The sequence below is a fragment of the Dactylosporangium sp. CA-139066 genome (assembly GCF_050936175.1).
Taxonomy (GTDB): domain Bacteria; phylum Actinomycetota; class Actinomycetes; order Mycobacteriales; family Micromonosporaceae; genus Dactylosporangium.
The window spans coordinates 8,326,392-8,347,411 of record NZ_JBNJNH010000001.1; the positions used below are offsets into that span (position 1 = coordinate 8,326,392).

Sequence of the window (21,020 nt, forward strand, 5' to 3'; positions counted from 1 at the left end):
CGGCCGGCCCTTTCGAATGTCAGGCGGCGAGCGCCTTGACGAGCTGGTCGCAGAATGCGGGCAGGTCGTCGGGCTTGCGGCTGCTGATCAGGTTGCCGTCCACCACGACCTCCTCGTCGACCCAGGTCGCGCCGGCGTTGCGGTAGTCCGTCCGCAGCGACGGCCACGACGTGAGCCGGCGGCCGCGGACCGCGTCGGCCTCGATGAGCACCCAGCCGCCGTGGCAGATCACCGCGATCGGCTTGCCGGTCGCGGTGAAGGCGCGCACGAACTCCACCGCCGGCGCCTGCCAGCGCAGCAGGTCGCCGTTGGCGACGCCGCCGGGCAGCACCAGGGCCGCATAGTCCTCGGCCCGCGCGTCGCCGGCGGTCACGTCGACGTCGAACGTGTCGGCCGGGTCCAGGTGGTGGTACCCCCGGACCCGCCCCGGCTCCGGCGACACCAGCCGCGGGATGTGCCCGGCGTGCTCGACCGCCTTCCAGGGCTCGGTCAGCTCGACCTGCTCGATGCCTTCCTTGGAGACCAGAAACGCGACATCCATTGCTGACGTCCTCCTCTCGGATGCGTCTCCCCCCACCCCGTACCCCGCAGGCCGCCGGCTACACGGCCTGAATCCGCGCGTAGGCGGACTGCGCGTCGGCGACCAGCGCGTCGTCGTCCGTGATCGGGTCGCGGCCGCGCGGGTCGGCGCAGCGGCGCTCGCCGCTCAGCGCGAGCTCCAGCGGCGCCAGCGCCGGCCGGGCGGGGCCGCCGATCGCGCCGAGATGACGGATCGCCGCCCGCACGGCCGCGCTGGATCGGCGGGAGTACAGCGGCCGCAGGGTCGCGACCAGGACCGGCACCGCGGGGGCCGGGTCGCCGGTGATGCGCCACCACGCGTGGGCGGCCTCGAGCCGGGTCCAGTCGCCGCCCGGCACGTCGAACAGGCGCCGCACGTCGTCGGCGCAGCCGGCGGCGAGCGGGCCCAGGTCGGCCAGGTGCGGCAGCATCGGGCGCCCGGCGCCGTGGCGGACCGCCGGGGCCAGCACCGACAGCGCGAGCGCCGGGTCGCCGGTGACCCGCCAGTGCGCCCACGCCGCGTCCTGTGCGCCGGTCCACGCCCGGGACACCCGGAGCCGGCCGCGGGCGAGGTCCTCCAAGGTCGCGGCCGCCGGGGCCGCGGCCGGGCCGATGCGGCCGAGGGCGACGCACGCGAGGGCCGCGCCGGGCGTGCCGAGCAGCGCGATCAGCTCGGGCACGGCGTCGGCGCCCGCCGGGCCCCACGCGGCCAGGGCGCGCAGCAGATGCTCGTGCTCCCGCGCGGGGCCGCGCAGCGCGGTGCGGATCGCCGGCAGCAGCCCGGCCGCGTGCTCCCGCAGCGGGATCAGCACGTCGCTGAGCACGATCGGGTGCTGGAACCATTGCTGCGCGGCGATCCAGGCCGACAGTGGCGGCAGCGCCCGCGGGTCGCCGAGCCCGGCCAGCGCGACGGTCGCGAACTGCGACGTCGCGGTGTCGTGCGGCCCGATCACGTCGTGCAGCGCGTCGGCGTGCGGCCGCACCGCCGCGCCGCCGGTGGCCAGCAGCCGCGCCGACTCCTGCCGGACCACGGAGTCCCGGTCCCGCAGGCCGCCCGCCACCGCGGCCCACACCCGCGGCATCGGCCGCCGCCAGCGGTGCAGCGTCTCCGCCGCGGCCCCGGCGGCCCGCAACCGCGCGTCCGCGCCGCCGCTCGAGTACGCCGCCAGGACGAGCCGCTCGGCCTCGTCCGGGACCTCGGCCAGCCGCCGCGCCATCTGGCCGAGCATGCCGTGCCGGGGCCGCGGAAGCCACGGAGAGCCGGCCCACGGCTGCGGCCCGGCCGCCGCCAGCGCGTCGACCGCGGCCGCGCCGAGGCCGGCGGCGCCGCCACGGCGCGCGACCGCGCCGACGGCGGCCAGCCGGACCTCCGGGCTCGGGTGCCCCAGCCACGCGGCGAACCACGCCGGCGGCGTCGACCCGCCCCCGGAGGCGTGCCCGAGCTCGTCGAGCGCCCGCACCTGGCCGGCCAGCGCGAGCGCGTCGTCCTCGACCGCGGCGCGGTCGCGCAGGAGCCCGGCCAGGCCCGACTCGCCGGTGACGATCTCGCAGAGGGCGTACGGCACGACCCGCCGCACCTGCGCGTCGGCGTCCCCGGCGAACCCGGCCAGCACCGGCACCCCGGCCCGCAGCTCCCGCTCGACGGCCGGCGCCGGCCACGCGTGGCGGTGCGACCACGCCAGCTGGGCGACCAGGCGCACGAGCAGCGCCCGGTTCTCGTTGCCGGGCAGCGCCATCACCGCGTACAGCCGCCGGACCAGCTGCGGTGCCGCCTCGTGCGCGTGGAGCCGCCACAGGTCCCGCTCCAGCTCGGCGAAGGCGCGGTGCCCCTCCCCGCCGGGGCTCAGCCGCACCAGCAGCGCGGCCAGGTCGCGGGGCAGCGGCGGAAGATCTTCGTCCACCCGCGCGACAGTAGCGGCCCGCCTCAGGCGGCGAAGCCCCCGTCGACCGTCAGCGCGGTGCCCGTGACGTACCGTGCGCCGTCGCCGCACAGGTAGGACACCGCGGCCGGTCGTCCGGCGTGCCGTAGTGGCCCAGCGCCGTCACGGTGGCGAACGTCGCGGCCGCCGGGGCCGGCCGGGTTCATGCCGGTGTCGAGGCCGCCGTGACGTGGGCGAGGAGCCGGTCGCCGGCGGCGTGGACGACGCTGTCGTTGACCCGCTTGAAGCCGTCGAGGTCGAGGAACAGGACCGTGAACGGCGGCCATCGGCCGGGCCGTGGGGCAGTTGAGTGCTCAGCGGCCGGCCAGCAGCGGCACCACGAAGAACAGCCCGAACATGCCGCACCAGATGACCAGCCCGACGCCAAGCAGCGCACTGTGAATCCAGCCGGCGACGATGCCGACGGTGGCCATCTCACTGCCGCGCTCGCCGCTCTCGGCGATCTGCTTGCGCGCCTTGTACCCGAAGTAGATGCCGAGGGGCGGAAACATCACGAAGGCGAAGATGAGCGCCAGAATCGCGTACGTGTTCGTCGGCGGCGCCGCGAGGTACACCACCTGCGGCGGGTAGGGATACGGGTACTGCGGCGGCGGCATCTGATACCCCGGCGGCGCCCCCGCGTACTGGAACCGAGCCTGCGCGCCCCCCGCCTGCGGCTGCGCGGCCTGCGGCTGCGACGGCTGCGCGGCCGGGGCCCCGGGCTGCGGCAGGTCAGCTTGAGGCTGAGCGGCGTCGGGCCGGTGGTGCACGCCTTGGGGCCCGGCTTGCGGTGCGGTCCCGGCGTGCGGCTGCTCGGCCCTGGGCATCGCGGGCTGGGCTTGTGCGGGCTGAGGCTGAGCGTGCGGAGGCTCGGGCTGTCCGGACTCGGCGGCGGCCTCGGACTGGGGCTGATCGGCTTCGGCGGACTCCTCCATGCCCGAAGTATCGCAGCAGCTTGATCTTCGCGTAGCCCGTGATATTCGGCACCGTCCACGCCCGCCCGCGCGGTACCTTACCCGGCGTGACGATCGATGGCGGGGCACGGCGGGCCGGCGCGGACGACGCCGAGGAACTCATCCGTCTCCGGACCGTGATGCTGTCGGCGATGGACGGCACCCCGGTACCGCCCGGCGAGTGGTCCCAGCGCGCGGCCGAGTCCCTGCGCCGCCGCCTGCCGGCTCCCGACGCCTGGATCGCCGCATTCGTCGTGGATCGCCCCGATGGCGAGGGCCTCGCGGCGTGCGCGACCGGCGTGGTCGAGGAGCGCCTCGGCTCGCCCGCCAACCCCGGCGGCCTCGTCGGGTACATGTTCAACGTGGCCACGGATCCCGCCTTCCGCCGCCGCGGTTACGCCACCGCGTGCGTGACGGCGCTGCTGTCCTGGTTCGCCGAACTGGCCGTGCCACAGGTGCGGCTGCGGGCTTCGGTGGACGGCCTGCCGCTGTACGAGCGCCTCGGCTTCACGCTCGAAACGGGCCCAGCGATGCAGATCAAACCGATACCGCAGGTCAAGATCGCGCCGCCCCGATGAGGCGCCACGCGACCACGGCGCGGCCCGGCCGCGACCACGCCGCGACGACGGCGGCAAGGACCGCGGCGAGGGCGGAGACGAAAGGACGAACATGACGGCCGTAAAAGCGACCGCGGTCAAAGCGATTGCGACGACGGCGGCGAATACACAGTGAGCCGCCGGACCGCAGGCCTGAGAGGTGCTCACGTTCGTCGGCGTCGCAACCGGCCTGATCCTCGCGACCACAGTCTGCAGCCGCGCCGCGCGATGGGTGCTAGGCGCGATGAGTGCTAGGCCTGCGAATGCGGGCACTGTCGAGCGGCTCGACGTGCATCGGGTCGGTGGGCGGCAGGCCGATGTGCGGTACACGGTGCGGGTGAGCTGGCCGGCGTTTCGCGGCGGGCGCCGCGACTACCGGTTCGACGGGACGGGCCCGGCGGACTTCCCGCGCCGGTGCGCGACCGGGGAGACCGTCGGAGTGCTGTATCCGCGCGGGCGGCCGCACCGGTTCGTGATCGATCTGCCCTACGCGGCGGGAATGACGGATCAGTTCAGCTGAAGGAGGTGAGGACGGTCGTGCGCGCCTCCTCCTTCCTAAAGCACATCCTACCCGACCCCACCAAATCGCCGGGTTTTCCGGTCACCGTGCGCTATCCGACGGCAACAGGCTGAACATCACCGTGTCGCGGCGGGTTTCCTTGAAGCGTAGGTGGGAGCGCAGGACGCCCTCGCGGGTGAAGCCGCAGCGCTCGGCGACGCGGATCGAGGCGGCGTTGTCCGGGGCGCACGTCAGCTCCAGGCGCTGCACGGCCAGCGTACCGAACGTCCAGGATGCCAGCAGGCGCACCGTGCGGGTGGCGGCGCCGCGGCCGCGGGCCCATGGGGCGAGCCAGTAGCCGACGGCGGCGCGGGCGTGGACCGGGTCGACGTCGTACACCGATGCCGCGCCCCAGATGCGCTCCGGGTCGTCGGCGGGGACGATCGCCAGGTTGAGCGCGGTGCCGGCCAGGCGTTCCTGCTCGTTGCGGGCAAACGCGGCGGCGACCTCGGGCTCGGTGGTCGGCTCGAGCCGCGGGGACGAGAAGCGCTGGCACAGCTCGTCGGAGAAGGCCTCGAAGCGCTGGCGGGCGTCCGCCGGGTGCCACGGGCGCAGCAGGACGGTGCCGTCGGTCAGCGGCGGGTCGGGGTAGCGCAGCTCCGCCAAGCCGGTCAGCCGAGCCCGACGTAGGTGCCGTCGTGGTAGACCAGCGGGGTGGCGTCGGCGTCGTTGTGGTGCTCGGCGTGGATGGGTGAGGCGACGACGATGGCGTGGTCGCCGGCCTTGACCTGGTTGACCACGCGGCAGATCAGGACCGCCAGCGCGCCGTCGAGCAACGGTACGCCGTGCGGGCCCTCGTGCCAGGCGCCGATGGACTCGTGCGCGGCGAAGCGGTCGATGCCGGGGGTGGCGAAGGCCCGGGCGACGCGCTCCTGGCCGGCCGTCAGCACGTGGACCCCGACCACCGGGGCCGCGCTCACGCTGGGCCAGGTCGAGGCCGCGCGGGCGGCGCAGAAGGAGACGAGCGGCGGGTCCAGCGACACCGACGTGAACGACGTCGCGGTGAAGCCGGCGGGGCCCGGTGCGGTGACGACCACCACGGCTGCGGCGTGCCGGCGGAGAACCCGGCGGAACAAGCCCGAGTCGATGGCGGCGATGGTCACGCCCCAACGGTACCCGCGGGCGGCGTGGCCTCACCGAACAGGCGAAGGCGGGACAGGCCGCCGTCGGGGTAGATGTCCAGGCGGACCTCGGCGACCTCCGGCGACGAGTCCAGGTGGAAACGGTGCCGCGTGTCCGGCTGCAGGCGGGTCCGCGCCAGCAGCGGCTCCCCCGTCGACGCGGTGAGCGAGGCGGAGCCGGGCGCGTTGCCCTTGAAGTGGGTGGTGTCCAGCTCGGCCAGGCGGATGCGGCCCGGCGCGGCCAGCCGGACCACGACCCACTCGTTGCCCTCGCGCCGGCGGCGGGCGGTCTCCCAGCCCTCGCTCATCTGGCGGGCGCGGTCGGGCAGCAGCAGGTTGCCGGGCGAGCCGTAGAACATGTCGCTGCAGCCGGCCACGACGGCGCCGAGCTCGGCGGCGGCCAGGTCGACGGTCATGCCGTACAGCAGCCGCGGGTCCGCCACCACGGTGCCGTGTACCCGCAGCCGCGCGACGCCGCCGTCGGGGTAGATGTTGAGGCGCACGTGGGTGACCCGGTGCGGGTGGGTCACCTCGAAGGGGTTGCGGGTGTCGCCCTCGACGGAGGACTTCGCGACGAGGGTGACCCACTCGGCGTCCGCCAGCTCCGAGGGGGACGGGTGGCCGTCGGCCACGCAGCCCTCGACCGAGACGTGCGGCGGGTAGTTGCCGGTGAAGTGGGCCGTGTCGACGACCACGCCGCGCACGATCCCGGGCGCGCCCAGGCGGACCACCGCCCAGTCGTGGCCGGGTGTACGGCGGCGACGGGTCTCCCAGCCGTCGTACACCTTGCCCTTCGGGCCGTACGTCCACGTCTCGAACGTCGACGGCTCCGGGTTGACGAGGTTGTCGCGGGCGGCGAAGAACTCGTCGTTGGCGTCCACCACGCCGCCCCCGAGGACGCGCGCAGCCAGGTCCGGCAGGTCCGTAAAACTCATCGCAGCAGGAACTCCCCGTTCGGCTCGCCATCGGTCGGTACGCCCCGCAGCCACGTGGTGTGCACGACCCCGGTCAGCGCGCGGCCCGCGTACGGGGTGACCGGGTGGCGGTGGTGCAGCGCCGCCGGGTCGACGACGAACGCGCCGTCGGGGTCGAAGGCGACGAGGTCGGCGTCGGCGCCCGGCGCGATGCGGCCCTTGCGTCGCAGGCCGACGAGGTCGGCGGGGCCGCTCGCCATCCAGCGCACCACGTCGGCGAGGGTGAAGCCGCGCTCCCGGGCGGCGGTCCACACGGCCGGCAGGCCCAGCTGCAGCGAGGCGATCCCGCCCCAGGCGGCGGCGAAGTCGCCGGTGTCGCGGCGCTTCAGCTGCGGGGTCGACGGCGAGTGGTCGGACACGACGATGGAGATGGTGCCGTCGGCCAGGCCCGCCCAGAGGCGGTCGCGGTTGCCGGCGTCGCGGATCGGCGGGCAGCACTTGAACTCGGTGGCGCCGTCGGGCACCTCGGCGGCGTTGAACACCAGGTAGTGGGGGCACGTCTCGGCGGTGGCCCGGGAGCCGCGCAGCGCCGGCAGGGCGTCGGCCGCGGACAGGTGCAGGATGTGGACCCGGGCCCCCGCCTCGGCGGCGGTCGCGAGGGCCATCTCGACCGCGGAGACCTCCGCGGCCGGGGGGCGGGAGGCGAGGAAGTCGGCGTAGGCGCGCGACGCGTCCGGGGCGAGCAGCCCGCACGGGTCCTCGGCGTGCAGGACGAAGAGCGCGTCGACGGCGGCGAAGGCGGCGGCCAGGCCGGCGCGGTCCAGGGGCGGGAACTCGGGCACGCCGGAGTCGACGAGGAAGCTCTTGAAGCCGAACACCCCGGCCTCGTGCAGCGGGCGCAGGTCGGCCGTGTTGCCGGGCACGGCACCGCCCCAGAAGCCGACGTCGACGTGGCACCGGCCGCGGGCGGCGGCCTGCTTCTCGCGCAGGGCGGCGACGCTGGTCGTCGGCGGCAGCGAGTTCAGCGGCATGTCCACAATGGACGTGATGCCGCCGGCCGCCGCGGCGCGGGTCGCGGTGGCGAAGCCCTCCCATTCGGTACGCCCGGGCTCGTTGACGTGCACGTGGGTGTCGACGAGGCCGGGCAGCAGGCTCAGCCCCGAAAGGTCCGTGACCGGGCCGGCCACGTCCTCGTCGTAGCCGGCGACGGCGGCGATGCGACCGTCGTGCACGGTGACGGTCGCGGCGCGCGGGCCGCCGGGGAGGTACACCTGCCGGGAGCGCAGCGAGAACGTCACAGGGCCTCCAGAACGTCGCGGGGGTGCCGGACGTCGCCCGGCTGCAGGGCGCCGCAGCGCAGGCCGCGCAGCAGGAACGCGGCCATGGCCCGGGCGGTGGCGGGCTCGTCGAGGTGCCCGCGGACCCGGCGGCCGAGGTAGTGGCCGAGGCGGCGGGCGACCTCCTCGGCGCCGTCGCGGTAGAACTCGAACGTCGCGCCCCAGCGGGTCACCAGGTGCCCGGGGTGCAGGTCCCAGCCCTGGTAGATGCCACGCTCGAGGCTGCGGCGGACCAGCCGGGCGTGCAGGGCCCAGGCGCGGTGGACCTCCTCGCCGGTGCCGGCCGGGATGACGTTGGTGGAGCCGTCGCTGACCGCGACGCCGGTGCCGGCCGCGGCGACCTGCATGACGGCCTTGGCGTGGTCGGCGACCGGGTGCTCGAGGCTCTGGTAGCCGGCGGCGACGCCCATCGCGGCGCTGTAGTCGTACGTGCCGTAGTGCAGGCCGGTGAGGCGGCCGTGCGCGCGGGCGATCATTTCCGGCAGCGGCGAGCGGCCGTCCGGGCCGAGGATCGCCGGCGGGGTCTCGACCTGCAGCTCGAAGCGCAGCAGACCCTCGTCGAGGCCGTGGGCGTGCTCCAGCTGCCGGCACAGCAGGACGGCGGTGTCCGCGTACGCGGCCGAGCCCGCCTTCGGGAACGTGATCCGCAGGCCGGCCGGCGGGGGGCCGAGGGCGCCGAGGAACGCATCCAGGGTGCGCGCGGCCCGCAGTACCGTTGCCGGCTCCAGGCTCTTGACGCGCAGGCCGAAGAACAGCGGCCGGTCCTCGCGCAGGGCGGCGCCGGCCGCGGCGGCGTGCGCGTCCTCCTCCTCGTCGGGGCGGCTGCCGTAGCCGTCCTCGAAGTCGACCCGCACGTCCTCGATCGGCTCGCGCACGAGCTTGGCCAGGACCATCTCGACGATGTCGTCGGGGAACGGCGGGCGGCCGTGGTCGCGCACCAGGTGGCGCGCCTCCTGCGCCCAGTCGCGCACCGTCGTGGCGGTGAACCGGTCGGCCGGCACGTAGACGGTGTGCACGGGCTGGGCAGGGAAGCGCGGCACGAACGGCGCGGCGGCGGCGTGGGCCTGCAGCTCCTCCAGGTCGCGCTCGCGCAGCGCCATGTCAGGTGCCCGTCAGGTGCTCGGGGCGGACGGGGACGCGGCGCAGGTCGAGACCGGTGGCGGCGCGGATCGCGGCGACGATGGCCGGGGTGGAGGAGATGGTCGGCGGCTCACCGACCCCGCGCAGGCCGTACGGGGCCGAAGGGTCGCCGAGCTCCAGGACATCGATATGCATCGGTGGTACGTCAAGCATGGTGGGAATCAGGTAGTCGGTGAACGACGGGTTGCGGATCAGCCCGTCCACGACCTGGATCTCCTCCATGACGGCCAGCCCGAGGCCCTGCGCGGTGCCGCCGGCGATCTGCCCGCGCACCGACTGCGGATGCAGGGCCCGCCCGACGTCCTGCGCGGTGGCGATCTCGACCACGCGCACCAGCCCCAGCTCCACGTCGACGTCGACGGTGGCCCGGTGCGCGGCGAACGCGTACTGCACGTGCGCGTTGCCCTGCCCGGTGGCCGGGTCGAGCGGGAACGTGGGCCGGTGCCGCCACTCGACGGTCTCCTCGACCGGCCCGCCCGCGAGCGCGGCAACGAGGTCGGTGAGGCCGGCGCCGCCGGCCCGGCGGTGCAGCTCCCGGCGCACCGCCTCGCAGGCGGCCTTGACGGCGCCGCCGGTGACGTAGGTCTGCCGCGACGCCGACGAGGACCCGGCGCTGCCGATCGTCGTGTCGGCGGTGGCCACCGTCACCCGCTGCACCCCGAGCTCGGTCCGCACGATCTGGGCCAGGACCGTCACCAGGCCCTGGCCGACCTCGGCGGCGGCGGTGTGGACGACCGCGGCCGGCTCGCCGCCGACGAGCTCGAGGCGGACCCGGGCGGTGGAGTAGTCGTCGAAGCCCTCGGAGAAGCCGACGTTCTTGATGCCGATGGCGTAGCCGACGCCGCGGCGCACACCCTCGCCGTGGGTGGTGTTGGCGACGCCGCCGGGCCGCGCCCGCGGGTCGGGGTCGACCTCGTCGCACGGGGGCCGGTCGCGGACGCGGCGCAGCAGCTCGGCGACCGGGGCCGGGCCCTCGACGACCTGCCCGGTCGGCATGGTGTCGCCGGGCTCGAGGGCGTTGCGGGCGCGCAGCTCGACCGGGTCGAGGCCGACGGCGGCGGCGAGCTTGTCCATCTGCGACTCGTAGGCGAAGCAGGCCTGCACGGCGCCGAAGCCGCGCATCGCGCCGCAGGGCGGGTTGTTGGTGTAGACGGCGTAGCCGTCCATGGTCACGGACGGGACGCGGTACGGCCCGATGCCCAGCGTCGTGGCGTTGGCGACGACGGCCATGGAGGTGGACGCGTAGGCGCCGCCGTCGAGCACGATGCGGGCCTTCACGTAGACGAGCCGGCCGCCGGCGTCGGCCCCGTGCTCGTACCGCAACCGCGCGGGGTGGCGGTGCACGTGCCCGAAGAAGGACTCCTCGCGGGAGTACACCATCTTCACCGGCCGGCCGGTGTGCAGCGCGAGCATGCAGGCGTGGACCTGCATGGAGACGTCCTCGCGGCCGCCGAACGCGCCGCCGACCCCGGCCAGGCTCAGCCGCACCTTCTCCGGCGGCAGGCCGAGGCAGTCGGCGACCTGGCCGAGGTCGCCGTGCAGCCACTGCGTGGCGATGAACAGGTCGACGCCGCCGTCCTCGGCCGGGATCGCCAGGCCGGACTCGGGGCCGAGGAAGGCCTGGTCCTGCATCCCGACCTCGTACTCCCCGGTGACGACGACCGCCGCGGTGACGTCCTGCGGCCCCTTGCGGATCGGCACGTGCCGCAGCAGGTTGCCGCCCTCGTGGACCCGCTCGGCGGCCGGGTCCAGGGCCGCCTCGCCGTCGACGACCGGGGCGAGGACCTCGTAGTCCACGGCGATGCGGGCGGCCGCGCGGCGGGCCGTCTCGGGGTGGTCGGCGGCCACGATGGCGACCGGCTCGCCGGCGTAGCGGACCTGGCCCATGGCGAGGACCGGCTGGTCGCGGTGCTCGAGGCCGTAGCGCTTGGCGCCGGGCACGTCCTCGGCGGTGAGCACGGCGTGCACGCCGGGCAGTGCGAGGGCCGCGGTGAGGTCGATGCCGTTGATGCGGGCCCGCGGGTGGGGGCTGCGCAGGGTGGCGCCCCACAGCATCCGGTCGGCCCACAGGTCGGAGGAGAACGCGAACTCGCCGGTCACCTTGAGGATGCCGTCGGGGCGCACGGGTGACGTGCCGATGCCGCCGGCGGTCTCCTGCCTCGTCGATACGCTCACCGCAGCTCCTTCGCCGCGCGGGCCAGCCCGGTGGCGAGGCTCGCCTCGTCCACTGTGGACAGCACGCCGTGCTGGACCACGGCGCGGCCGCCGACGAGCAGCAGCCGCAGCGGCGCGGCCGGGCCGAGCACGAGGGCGGCGACCGGGTCGTCGATGCCGGCGTGGCCGAGCCCGCCGAGGTCCCACAGCGCGACGTCGGCGAGCTTGCCGGGCTCCAGCGAGCCGAGGTCGTCGGCGCGGCCGAGGCAGCGGGCGCCGCCCATGGTGCCCAGGGCCAGGGACTCGCGGGCGCTCAGCGCGGCCGGGCCGCCGCGCAGCCGGGCCAGGTACAGCGCCTGGCGCAGCTCGGCGCCGAGCTGACCGGCCTCCTGGGAGGCGGCGCCGTCGACGCCGAGGCCGACGGGGACGCCGGCGTCGAGCAGGTCGCGGACGGGGGCGATGCCGGCCCCGAGGCGGCCGTTGGAGCTGGGGCAGTGGGCCACGCCGGTGCCGGTCGCGCCGAGGCGGGCGACCGCGGGCGGGTCGAGGTGCACGGCGTGGGCCAGCCATACGTCGTCGCCGAGCCAGCCGAGGGAGTCGGCGTACTCGACCGGGGTGCAGCCGTGGGCCTCCCGGCAGTACGACTCCTCCTCGACCGTCTCGGCCAGGTGGGTGTGCAGCCGCACGCCCTCGGCGCGGGCCAGCTCGGCGGCCTCGCGCATGAGCCGCGGCGAGACCGAGAACGGGCTGCACGGCGCGACGGCGATGCGCACCATGGCGCCCGGCGAGCGGTCGTGGAAGCGGTCGATCGCCGCCTTGGTCGCGGCGAGCGCGGCGTCGGTGTCCTCGACGACGGCGTCGGGCGGCAGGCCGCCGTCCTTGGCCGAGAGGTCCATCGAGCCGCGGGTCGGGTGGAAGCGCAGCCCGACCGTCGCGGCCGCGTCGATGCTCGCCGCGAGCACGTCGCCGCCGTCGCGCGGGAAGACGTAGTGGTGGTCGGTGCTCGTGGTGCAGCCGGACAGCGCGAGCTGGGCGAGGCCGGCGGCCGAGGCGGCGTGGACGATGCCGGCGTCGATGCGGGCCCAGACGGGGTACAGCTCGGTGAGCCAGCCGAACAGGATCTCCTGCTGGGCGTAGCCTCGGGTGGCCCACTGGTAGAGGTGGTGGTGGGTGTTGACCAGGCCGGGGGTGGCCAGGCAGCCGCGGCCGTCGACGCGGGTGACGCTCTCGTCGCCGGTGTAGGGGCCGGCGCCGACCGCGACGATCCGGTCGCCGGAGACGACGACGTGCCCGTCGGCGTGCTCGGTGCCGGCGGCGTCGACGGTGGCGACCGCGCAGCCCTCGATGACGATCATCGCGCGGCCGCCAGCTTCACCGCGGCCACGATGTGCTCGTAGCCGGTGCAGCGGCACAGGTTGCCGGCCAGGGCCTCGCGGATGTCCCCGTCGGCGGGGTCGGGTTGCCGCGTCAGCAGGTCGTGCACGGCGACGATGAGCCCGGGCGTGCAGAAGCCGCACTGCACCGCGCCGGCCTTGAGGAACGCCTGCTGGATCGGGTGCAGCTCGCCGCCGGGCGCGAGGCCCTCGACGGTGCGCACCTCGCGGCCCTGCGCCTGGCCGGCCGCCACGAGGCAGGCGCAGACCGGGGTCCCGTCCAGGTACACGGTGCAGGAGCCGCACTCCCCCTGCTCGCAGGCGTTCTTGGCGCCGGGCAGGCCGAGCCGCTCGCGCAGCACGTACAGCAGGCTCTCCCCCTCCCACACGTCGTCGGCGGCCATCGCCTCGCCGTTGACGGTCACGTTCACCCGCATCGGTACTCCTCCCAGGCCCAGCGCAGCGTCCGCCCGCCGAGCACGCCCAGCGCGTGGCGCCGGTACGCGGCGCTGCCCCGCACGTCGTCGATCGGCCGGGCCGCGGCCGCGACGAGCTCGCCGAACCGGCGCACGGCGGCGTCGGGCAGCGGCAGGCGCCGCTCCCACGGCAGCTCGGCCGCGAACGCCTCGGCCTCGGGCGCCGACAGCGGGGTCGGGCCGGCCGAGCCGATGCCGGTGCCGATCGCGCGCCGGGCCGGGTCGAGGGCGATCGCGAACGAGCACACGGCGATGACCATGGCGTTGCGGGTGCCGACCTTGGCGAACTGCTGGGCGCCGGGGGCCGGCGGGACGAGGAAGGCGGCGATGAGCTCGTCGGCGGCCAGGGCGCTGCGCTTGGGGCCGGTGAAGAAGTCGGCCGCGGCGATGCGGCGCACGCCGCGCACGGAGGCGACCTCGACGACGGCGCCGGCGGCCAGCAGCGGCGGGTGGGCGTCGCCGGCCGGGGACGCCGAGCCGAGGTTGCCGCCGATCGTGCCGCGGTTGCGGATCTGCGGCGAGCCGACGGTCCGGGCCGCCATGGCCAGGCCGGGCAGGCGCCCGCCGAGCTCGTCGATGATGCTGCGGTACGTCACCCCGGCCCCGATGCGCAGCCGCTCCCCGTCGGCCCCCCACTCGCCGAGTTCGGCGACGCGCGTGAGGTCCAGCAGCGCGCCGGGCCGGCGGCGGTCGAAGTTGAGCTCCACCATGACGTCGGTCCCGCCGGCGATCGGCACCGCCTCGGGGTGTGCGGCCTTCGCCGCGAGGGCCTCGTCCCAGCTGGCCGGACTCAGAAACTCCACACGACCTCCTCGGGGATCGCCACGCCGGCGCGGCGCACCACGCCCTCGATGAGGCCGTACGGGCGGTCGGCCGCGAAGTAGACCTCGTCCGGGTTGTCCAGGCCGAACGGGGCCAGGTCGACGAGGAAGTGGTGCCGGTTGGGCAGGGACAGCTTCACCTCGAGCACCTCGGGGCAGCGCTGCAGGACGCGGGAGCCCATCGCGTACAGCGTCTGCTGCAGCGCCAGGCTGTGGGTGTCGGCGAACGCCTCGACCAGCGCCTCGCGGGCGGCGGCCGGGTCCGGGTGCCCCTCGGCGGCGCGCCAGGTGGCGTCGACGGAGGTGGCGAGGATGCGGTCGCGGGTCTCCGGCAGCGTGGTGTAGCGGTCCTTGACGAAGCCGTGGAACTCCGAGCCGGTCGTCTTGAGCAGCACGAGGCCGGTGACGCCGGAGACGGTCTGCGTCCCGTGGTGTCCATGGTGGACGGTGGCGGTGCGCACCTCGCTGCCGTCCCGGCGGAAGGTGTGCGCGCCGTCGACGTCCTGCCAGGGGTACTGCTGGATGGACACCCGCGCCTCGTGGATGCTCGGCTGCGAGGCGACGAAGTGCTCGGCCAGCCGCGCCGCGAAGGCCTCGATGCTGTCGATGCCGAACTCGCGGGCGAAGGCGTAGACGGTGTTCTTCTGCGTGTCGGTGGGCAGCACAGCGGCGTTGTCGCCGGTGAGGTGGCTGGCGGCGAGGTCGCCGCGCAGGGCCACGCTGACGTTGAGGTCGGTGAGGCGGTCGCCGCCGGCCCCGCGCTGCACGCGCACGAGCCTGGTCTGGGCCTTACCGTACTGGTTCGGCCCGAGTTCGAAGTCCGGCACGCTCAGCTCCCCCGGTAGGTCGAGTAGCCGAAGGGGCTCAGCAGCAGTGGTACGTGGTGGTGGCGGGCGTCGGCGACGGTGAACGTGATCGCGACCTCGGGGAAGAACGCGTCCGCGCCGAGGTACGCGGCCGTGTCGACGATCATGCGGTACCGCCCGGTGCCCACGTCGTCCCAGCGCACCCGCCCGTCCAGGTCGGTGACGCCGTCGCCGACGAAGATCCGTTCGGTGGTCTCCAGCCGGATCGGCACGCCGGCGGCCGGGATGCCCCGGGCGGTGTCGAGCACGTGGGTCGACAAGCTCATACGGCGCCCGCCAGCCTCTCCAGTCTCAGCTCCACGATCTTGCGCAGCTCGCCGCGCACGACGGTGCGCTCGGTCTCCTCGTCGTTGCCCAGCCGCCCGCGGCCCTCGGCGAGGATCTCGGCCGACGACTTGCCGCTGGCGAAGACGAGGAACAGGTGCCCGAAGCGCCGCTCGTACGCCTCGTTGACCTCGTCCAGCTCGCGCACCGCGCCCTGCACGCCGGCCTGCTCCCGGCGGGACCAGGCGGCATCGGTGCTGTCGCCGTCGGGCCGGTGCCCGATGCGCGCATGGGCGGCGAGGGCCTGGCGCAGCTCGCCCCAGCCGAGCTCGTCGAACGCATTGACGCCGGCCACGACGAGGTCGGCTTCGGTGACATACGGCCGGGCGGCGGCGACGCGGGCGGCCCAGCCGGGCGCCGCGCAGCAGGCGAGGAGGGCTTCCTCCGCCGCCTCGGGCGGGAGGGTGTTGAACCGATCGAGCATGGCACCCCTCTCGTATCCCCGGCACGTTACTCCCGGGATGTTTCAAGTCCAGCCTTCTGCGATCATGTCCAGTATCCGCGTTTTGTCCGGAACTGCGAGGGCAGAGCGCGGAAGAGAGCCCGCAGACCGCGGAATGCCCCGCCCGGCAATGCCATCGACGGCGCCGGTTCGGCCGATGTAGCGACCTGGCGTGTGGCTTAAGGTTCCTGCGCGTGACCGGCATTCATCTGGGCATCGACTACGGCACCTCCAATACCGTCGCGGTGCTGCGATGGCCCGACGGGCGAAGCCGGACGTTGCTCTTCGACAGTTCACCGTTGCTGCCCTCGGCGGTGTTCGCCACCGCGGAGGGCCATCTCCTGGTCGGCCGCGACGCGGAGCGGGCCGCCCGCGCCGACCCGGCCCGGTTCGAGCCGAACCCGAAGCGGCGCATCGACGAGCTCGACGTGCTGCTCGGCGACCGCGTCCACACGGTCGCGGAGCTCGTCGCGGCGACCCTGCAGCGAGTCGCCGCCGAAGCCCGGCGGGTCACCGGCGGCCCGGTCGACCGCGTCACGCTCACGCACCCCGTGGCGTGGGGCCCGGCGCGGCGCCGGGTGCTGGTGGACGCGGCCGGGCTGGCCGGGCTGCCCGCGCCGGTGCTGCTGGCCGAGCCGGTCGCGGCGGCCGCCTACTTCACCGCGGTCCTGGGCAACCGGGTCGCCGCCGGGCAGAGCCTCGTGGTCTACGACCTGGGTGCGGGCACCTTCGATGCGAGCGTCGTGCAGCACACCGGCGCCGGGTTCGAGACGCTGGCCTACCGCGGGATCGACGACATCGGCGGCCTCGACCTGGACGCCCTGGTCGTCTCGCACATCGGGGCGGCGCTGGCCGAGTCGGCGCCGCAGGCCTGGCGGGCCATCAACGACCCGGCGGACGCGGCCGGGCGCTACCACCGCCTGCAGCTGTGGCACGACGCCCGCGAGGCCCGCGAGGCCCTGACCCGGCAGGCGTCCGCGACGTTGTACATCGCCGCGGCCCAGCGCGACGTGATGGTGACCCGGGAGGAGTTCGAGCGCGCGGCGACCGGCGTGCTGCAGAAGACCATCGCGACCACGCTGGCCACCGTCCGGGAGGCCCGCGTCCGGCCGGAGAGCATCGTCGGCTGGTTCCTGGTCGGCGGCGCCACCCGTACACCGCTGGTCGCCACGATGCTGCTGCGAGCCTCCGGCCAACCGGCGACGGTCCTCGACGAACCCCAGCTCGTCGTCGCCGACGGCGCCGTCCACGCCATCGCGTCCGGCCCCGGCAACGCCACGGCCCCCATGTCGCCCGTGGCCGCGCCCGCGTCGCCGGCACCCGTGTCGCCCGCGGCCGCGCCTGTCTCACCGGCGGCCGCGGCACCATCGGCGCCGGCACTCCCGCCGATGGCACCCCCCACCGCCCCGTTCGTCGCGCCGGTTCCGCGCATCGACGCTCCGGGCGTTCCGGCGCCGCAGGGCCCGGTCGACATCACCGGAGGGATCCCGCAACCCGAGGCGCCGCGCTCGCGCCGCTGGCTGGCCGCGGGCCTGGCCGCGGGCGCCGTCGTCCTCGTCCTGGCCAGCCTGCCCTTCCTGAGCCGCCTGACGAAGGAGAACCAGCCGGGCTCCACCTCCGGCGGGCCGACCGGCTCCGGCCAGACGACCGGCGGGGTGACCGGCTTCAACGCCGCCGTCAAGGGCGTCGTCAACCCCTCCGGCAAGAAGGGCGGCACGCTCAGGCTCGTCAGCAACTCCGACCCGGACTCGTTCGACCCGGCGCGTTCGTACTACGCCTGGGTGTGGAACTTCCAGAAGAGCTACTACGCCCGCACCCTGCTGACCAACCAGGCGAAGCCGGGTCCGGACGGCCTCAAGCTGGTTCCCGACCTGGCGGCCGCGCTGCCGGCGATCGAGAACGGCGGCAAGAGGTACACCTTCAAGCTCAAGGACGGCCTGAAGTTCGAGGACGGCTCGCCGATCACCTCGAAGGACGTCAAGTACGGCATCGAGCGCGGCTTCGCCCAGGACGTGCTCGCCGGCGGCCCGACCTACCTGGTGGAGCTGCTCGACCAGGGCCAGAGCTACCCCGGCCCGTACAAGGACACCGACCCGAACCGGCTCGGCCTGAAGTCGGTGCAGACGCCCGACGACAAGACGATCGTGTTCACCCTGGCCAAGCCGTTCGCGGACTTCCCCTACGTGCTGGCCATGGCGACCGCGGGTCCGGTGCCGGCGGGGAAGGACACCGGCGACAAGTACGGCGACCGGCCCGTCTCATCCGGTCCGTACAAGTTCCAGTCGTACGACGCGGGCAGGAAGGCCGTGCTGGTGCGCAACGACAAGTGGGACCCGGCGACCGACACCGTGCGCAAGGCGCTGCCGGACCAGATCGAGCTGACCATCGGCGTGGCGGCGGCGGACATCGACAACCAGCTCCTCGCCGGCACCGCCGACATCGACGTCGCGCAGACCGGTGTCCAGCAGAGCACGCAGGCGCAGATCCTGCAGAACGCCGCCACCAAGCAGCACGCGGACGCGCCGAACACCGGCTTCGTCCGGTACTTCTCGATCAACACCAAGGTCCCGCCCTTCGACAACGTCCACTGCCGCAAGGCGGTGCAGTACGCCACCGACAAGGTCACGATGCAGTTCGCCCGCGGCGGCCCGGACGCCGGCGGCGACATCGCCACCAGCATGCTGCCGCCGGGCATCGCCGGCTACGACGCGAACCTGGACCCGTACAACACCAGGTCGGGCAAGCCGCAGGTCGACAAGGCCAAGCAGGAGCTCGCCGCCTGCGGCAAGCCGGACGGTTTCGACACGGTGATCGCCAGCCGCAACTCCGGCAAGGAGCCGGTCAGCGCCACGGCGCTGCAGGATGCGCTGAAGAAGGTCGGCATCAACGCCCAGCTCGACAAGACCGACGTGTCGCAGTACTTCCGCTCGACCATCGGTTCGCCGTCCAACGTGCACACGAAGGGCTACGGCCTCATGATGGCCGGCTGGGGCGCCGACTTCCCGACCGGTTACGGCTTCCTGGCCCTGCTCGTCGACGGCCGCCTGATCCTGCCGTCGGGCAACACCAACTACTCGGAGTTCAACAACGCCGACGTCAACAGCCTGATCGACAAGGCCGTCGCCGAGACCGACCCGCAGAGATCCGCGGACGACTGGGCCCAGATCAACAAGATCGTCATGGACGAGGCCGTCATGGTGCCGTTCGTGTACGACAAGGCGCTCAACTACCGCAACCCCCGCCTCACGAACGTGTTCGTGACCGACTACTACGGCATGTACGACTTCGGCAGCCTGGGCGTCGGCTGACCCGGCGATCCGCGGACGCGGGCGCGGCGCCACCGCCGGGGAGGTCGACCACCGCGGCGCGCAGCTCGCGGACGCGAGTCCGCGGACAGCCGGACCGCCGGCGCGCGGCGCCACCGCCGGGGAGGTCGACCACCGCGGCGCGCAGCTCGCGGACGCGAGTCCGCGGACAGCCGGCCCGCCGGCGCGCGGCGCCACCGCCGGGGAGGTCGACCACCGCGGCGCGCAGCTCGCGGACGCGAGTCCGCGGACAGCCGGCCCGCCGAGGCGCCGCGGCACCGCGGCGCGCAGCGCCCAGCGTGCGCGAGTCGGCGGGCACCCGGCCTGCCGGGCGCGGCGCCACCGCGGGGAGATCGACACCGCGGCGCGCAGCGCCCAGCGGGCGCGTGGCTCGCCGGGCGGTAGCGCCCTCCCGCGATGTCACCGTGAGGAACGCCCGTTAAGTCGGGCGCTGGCGCGCCACGACTTAACGGATTTATCTCCCGGCGGGGCATAAGTCCGATAAGTCGGGCGCGCCAGCGCCCGACTTATCGGAGGGCACTCGGGCGGTGCGGGGCCAGGACGAGCACCACGCAGACGGCGATCAGCACCACGCGCCCCGGCGCCCGACTTGTCGCAGCGCGCTCGATCGGAGGGCACTCGGGCGGTGCACGGGCCGCGTGGCGGCGGTCAGGCGGTGCGGGGCCAGGACGAGCACCACGCAGACGGCGATCAGCACCACGCGCGCCGGCGCCCGACTTGTCGCAGCGCGCTCGAGCCGTGCACGGGCCGCGTGGCGGCGGTCAGGCGGTGCGGGGCCAGGACGAGCACCACGCAGACGGCAATCAGCACCACGCGCGCCGGCGCCCGACTTGTCGCAGCGCGCTCGAGCCGTGCACGGGCCGCGGCGGGGGTCAGGCGGTGCGCTCGCGGGGCGGGGCCAGGACGAGCACGACGCAGACGACGGTCAGCACGACGGTGGCGGCCACGATCGCGACGACCGGGGCGGGCACGCCGGAGACGAAGAACGCGGGCAGGGCGGTCAGCGCCGACAGGATGCGCGTGCCGGCCACGATCCGGGCGGCGACCCGGCTGGCGCTGCGCCAGGCGAAGACGACGGCGCCGAGGGTGACCAGGCCCAGGACGGCGTCGGCGACCAGGACCGGCATCGGCGCGCCCGGCCCTTGGTCCGTGGCTCCGGCCGGCGTGAACGGGGTGATGAGGTCGCTCAGGCCGAAGAGGACGGCGAGGACGAGACCGATCTTGTTGCGGGTGGACGGGGCCCGGTTCGGGATTTCGACCGGGCTGGCCTGTGCGGTCATGGCGTGCTCCCTGGACGGCGGTGGTGCCGGGCGGCCGCCCGGCGACCGCCAGCATTCGCGCCGGCGCCGCCCGCGGGCAGGGGGCGCGCACCCCGGGGGCGCCGGAGGGGTTCCCGGTGCGGCCGGGAGATTGCCCGGGCCGTCCGGGAACGGTGAGCGGTGACGGGCGGTACCCCGGCGTCCATTATTGAGCGGTGACCGCGCCCCAGTCGATCCGCGTGCTCGTCGCCGACGACCATCTCGTGGTCCGGCGCGGCATCGGGGCGCTGCTCGGCTCCCTCGACGGGGTCGAGGTGGTCGGCGAGGCCACGACCGGCGCCGAGGCGGTCCGCGAGGCCCAGCTCAGCCGGCCCGACGTGGTCATGATGGACCTGCAGATGCCGCAGATGGACGGCATCGAGGCGACGCGGCGGCTGGCGACGCTGCTGCCGGACGTGGCGGTGCTCGTGCTGACCATGTTCGAGGACGACGAGAGCGTGCTGTCGGCGATGCGGGCGGGCGCCAAGGGGTACCTGCTCAAGGGGGCCGAGCAGCAGGACATGCTCGCCGCCATCCGGTCCGTCGTGGCCGGGCAGCTGGTGATCGGGCCCGGGGTGGCGGCCCGGCTCATCGCGCACCTCAGCGCGCCCCCGCCGCCGCGCACGCCGTTTCCAGAGCTGACCCCGCGGGAGCGGGAGGTGCTCGACCGGATCGCGCGGGGGCAGGGAAACGGCGCGATCGCCGCGGCGCTCGGGGTCAGCCCGAAGACGGTCGGCAACAACGTGTCGTCGATCTTCGCCAAGCTGCGGGTGCCCGGGCGGGCCGAGGCGATCGTCCGCGCCCGCGAGGAGGGCCTCGGCCGGGGCACACCGTGACCGCCGA

21 protein-coding genes are annotated in these 21,020 nt (G+C 74.9%); 4 read left to right on the plus strand and 17 right to left on the minus strand.

All coding sequences use genetic code 11. The features are described from left to right. Window positions 1-19: 19 nt before the first annotated feature. The 4 genes from ACQEVU_RS38060 to ACQEVU_RS38075 form a co-directional block, all read right to left on the minus strand. Complete coding sequence (locus ACQEVU_RS38060) at window positions 20-541, minus strand: type 1 glutamine amidotransferase domain-containing protein (protein WP_433332399.1); 522 nt, start codon at window positions 539-541, stop codon at window positions 20-22. Between the two features lie 58 nt (window positions 542-599). Continuing rightward, the gene (locus tag ACQEVU_RS38065; RefSeq protein ID WP_433332401.1) at window positions 600-2,459 is read right to left on the minus strand and encodes a hypothetical protein; all 1,860 of its coding nucleotides are present in this window, start codon (window positions 2,457-2,459) and stop codon (window positions 600-602) included. A gap of 181 nt (window positions 2,460-2,640) precedes the next feature. After that, the gene (locus ACQEVU_RS38070) at window positions 2,641-2,874 is read right to left on the minus strand and encodes a diguanylate cyclase domain-containing protein (protein ID WP_433332403.1); all 234 of its coding nucleotides are present in this window, start codon (window positions 2,872-2,874) and stop codon (window positions 2,641-2,643) included. Next, window positions 2,792-3,094 carry a DUF4190 domain-containing protein gene (locus ACQEVU_RS38075; protein WP_433335230.1) on the minus strand — a complete coding sequence of 101 codons (303 nt, stop codon included), beginning with the start codon at window positions 3,092-3,094 and terminating at the stop codon, window positions 2,792-2,794. The genes ACQEVU_RS38070 and ACQEVU_RS38075 overlap by 83 nt, the downstream gene beginning before the upstream one ends. Before the next feature lie 404 nt (window positions 3,095-3,498). Here ACQEVU_RS38075 and ACQEVU_RS38080 point away from each other — a divergent pair, with 404 nt between their 5' ends. Together ACQEVU_RS38080 and ACQEVU_RS38085 are read left to right on the plus strand one after the other, a co-directional pair. Further along, window positions 3,499-4,008 carry a GNAT family N-acetyltransferase gene (locus tag ACQEVU_RS38080; RefSeq protein WP_433332405.1) on the plus strand — a complete coding sequence of 170 codons (510 nt, stop codon included), beginning with the start codon at window positions 3,499-3,501 and terminating at the stop codon, window positions 4,006-4,008. Between the two features lie 178 nt (window positions 4,009-4,186). Further along, window positions 4,187-4,546, plus strand: coding sequence for a hypothetical protein (locus ACQEVU_RS38085; protein ID WP_433332407.1), 360 nt, complete (start codon window positions 4,187-4,189; stop codon window positions 4,544-4,546). Window positions 4,547-4,627: 81 nt separating this feature from the next. Here ACQEVU_RS38085 and ACQEVU_RS38090 read toward each other — a convergent pair whose 3' ends face one another. The 12 genes from ACQEVU_RS38090 to uraD are packed head-to-tail and all read right to left on the minus strand — an operon-like array spanning window position 4,628 to window position 15,535. Then, the gene (locus tag ACQEVU_RS38090) at window positions 4,628-5,191 is read right to left on the minus strand and encodes a GNAT family N-acetyltransferase (protein ID WP_433332409.1); all 564 of its coding nucleotides are present in this window, start codon (window positions 5,189-5,191) and stop codon (window positions 4,628-4,630) included. A 5-nt stretch (window positions 5,192-5,196) separates the two neighbouring features. Beyond that, window positions 5,197-5,688, minus strand: coding sequence for a flavin reductase family protein (locus tag ACQEVU_RS38095; protein ID WP_433332411.1), 492 nt, complete (start codon window positions 5,686-5,688; stop codon window positions 5,197-5,199). Then, window positions 5,685-6,641 carry an allantoicase gene (gene alc / locus ACQEVU_RS38100; protein ID WP_433332413.1) on the minus strand — a complete coding sequence of 319 codons (957 nt, stop codon included), beginning with the start codon at window positions 6,639-6,641 and terminating at the stop codon, window positions 5,685-5,687. Before alc ends, ACQEVU_RS38095 begins: the two co-directional genes overlap by 4 nt. Next, entirely contained in the window at window positions 6,638-7,918 is a 1,281-nt protein-coding gene (allB, locus tag ACQEVU_RS38105) for an allantoinase AllB (RefSeq protein ID WP_433332415.1), read from the minus strand. The genes alc and allB overlap by 4 nt, the downstream gene beginning before the upstream one ends. Beyond that, window positions 7,915-9,057 (minus strand): DUF6986 family protein, encoded by a 1,143-nt coding sequence (locus ACQEVU_RS38110; RefSeq protein ID WP_433332417.1) that lies wholly within the window; start codon window positions 9,055-9,057, stop codon window positions 7,915-7,917. The genes allB and ACQEVU_RS38110 overlap by 4 nt, the downstream gene beginning before the upstream one ends. A 1-nt stretch (window position 9,058) precedes the next feature. Then, on the minus strand, window positions 9,059-11,272 hold the full coding sequence (locus ACQEVU_RS38115; RefSeq protein ID WP_433332419.1) for a molybdopterin cofactor-binding domain-containing protein: 2,214 nt from the start codon (window positions 11,270-11,272) through the stop codon (window positions 9,059-9,061). Next, complete coding sequence (locus ACQEVU_RS38120) at window positions 11,269-12,606, minus strand: 8-oxoguanine deaminase (protein WP_433332421.1); 1,338 nt, start codon at window positions 12,604-12,606, stop codon at window positions 11,269-11,271. The genes ACQEVU_RS38115 and ACQEVU_RS38120 overlap by 4 nt, the downstream gene beginning before the upstream one ends. Beyond that, window positions 12,603-13,061 (minus strand): (2Fe-2S)-binding protein, encoded by a 459-nt coding sequence (locus ACQEVU_RS38125; RefSeq protein ID WP_433332423.1) that lies wholly within the window; start codon window positions 13,059-13,061, stop codon window positions 12,603-12,605. The genes ACQEVU_RS38120 and ACQEVU_RS38125 overlap by 4 nt, the downstream gene beginning before the upstream one ends. After that, window positions 13,052-13,903 (minus strand): FAD binding domain-containing protein, encoded by an 852-nt coding sequence (locus tag ACQEVU_RS38130; protein ID WP_433332425.1) that lies wholly within the window; start codon window positions 13,901-13,903, stop codon window positions 13,052-13,054. Before ACQEVU_RS38130 ends, ACQEVU_RS38125 begins: the two co-directional genes overlap by 10 nt. Further along, complete coding sequence (gene pucL, locus ACQEVU_RS38135) at window positions 13,891-14,748, minus strand: factor-independent urate hydroxylase (RefSeq protein ID WP_433332427.1); 858 nt, start codon at window positions 14,746-14,748, stop codon at window positions 13,891-13,893. Before pucL ends, ACQEVU_RS38130 begins: the two co-directional genes overlap by 13 nt. Window positions 14,749-14,750: 2 nt before the next feature. Beyond that, the gene (gene uraH, locus ACQEVU_RS38140; protein ID WP_433332429.1) at window positions 14,751-15,053 is read right to left on the minus strand and encodes a hydroxyisourate hydrolase; all 303 of its coding nucleotides are present in this window, start codon (window positions 15,051-15,053) and stop codon (window positions 14,751-14,753) included. Further along, entirely contained in the window at window positions 15,050-15,535 is a 486-nt protein-coding gene (gene uraD, locus ACQEVU_RS38145) for a 2-oxo-4-hydroxy-4-carboxy-5-ureidoimidazoline decarboxylase (RefSeq protein ID WP_433332431.1), read from the minus strand. The genes uraH and uraD overlap by 4 nt, the downstream gene beginning before the upstream one ends. A gap of 212 nt (window positions 15,536-15,747) precedes the next feature. Here uraD and ACQEVU_RS38150 point away from each other — a divergent pair, with 212 nt between their 5' ends. After that, the gene (locus ACQEVU_RS38150; RefSeq protein WP_433332433.1) at window positions 15,748-18,861 is read left to right on the plus strand and encodes an ABC transporter substrate-binding protein; all 3,114 of its coding nucleotides are present in this window, start codon (window positions 15,748-15,750) and stop codon (window positions 18,859-18,861) included. An 890-nt stretch (window positions 18,862-19,751) separates the two neighbouring features. Here ACQEVU_RS38150 and ACQEVU_RS38155 read toward each other — a convergent pair. Beyond that, window positions 19,752-20,159, minus strand: coding sequence for a hypothetical protein (locus ACQEVU_RS38155; RefSeq protein WP_433332435.1), 408 nt, complete (start codon window positions 20,157-20,159; stop codon window positions 19,752-19,754). 194 nt (window positions 20,160-20,353) lie between these two features. Between ACQEVU_RS38155 and ACQEVU_RS38160 the strand changes: the two genes are divergently transcribed. Further along, window positions 20,354-21,013 carry a response regulator gene (locus tag ACQEVU_RS38160; RefSeq protein WP_433332437.1) on the plus strand — a complete coding sequence of 220 codons (660 nt, stop codon included), beginning with the start codon at window positions 20,354-20,356 and terminating at the stop codon, window positions 21,011-21,013. Window positions 21,014-21,020: the final 7 nt, after the last annotated feature.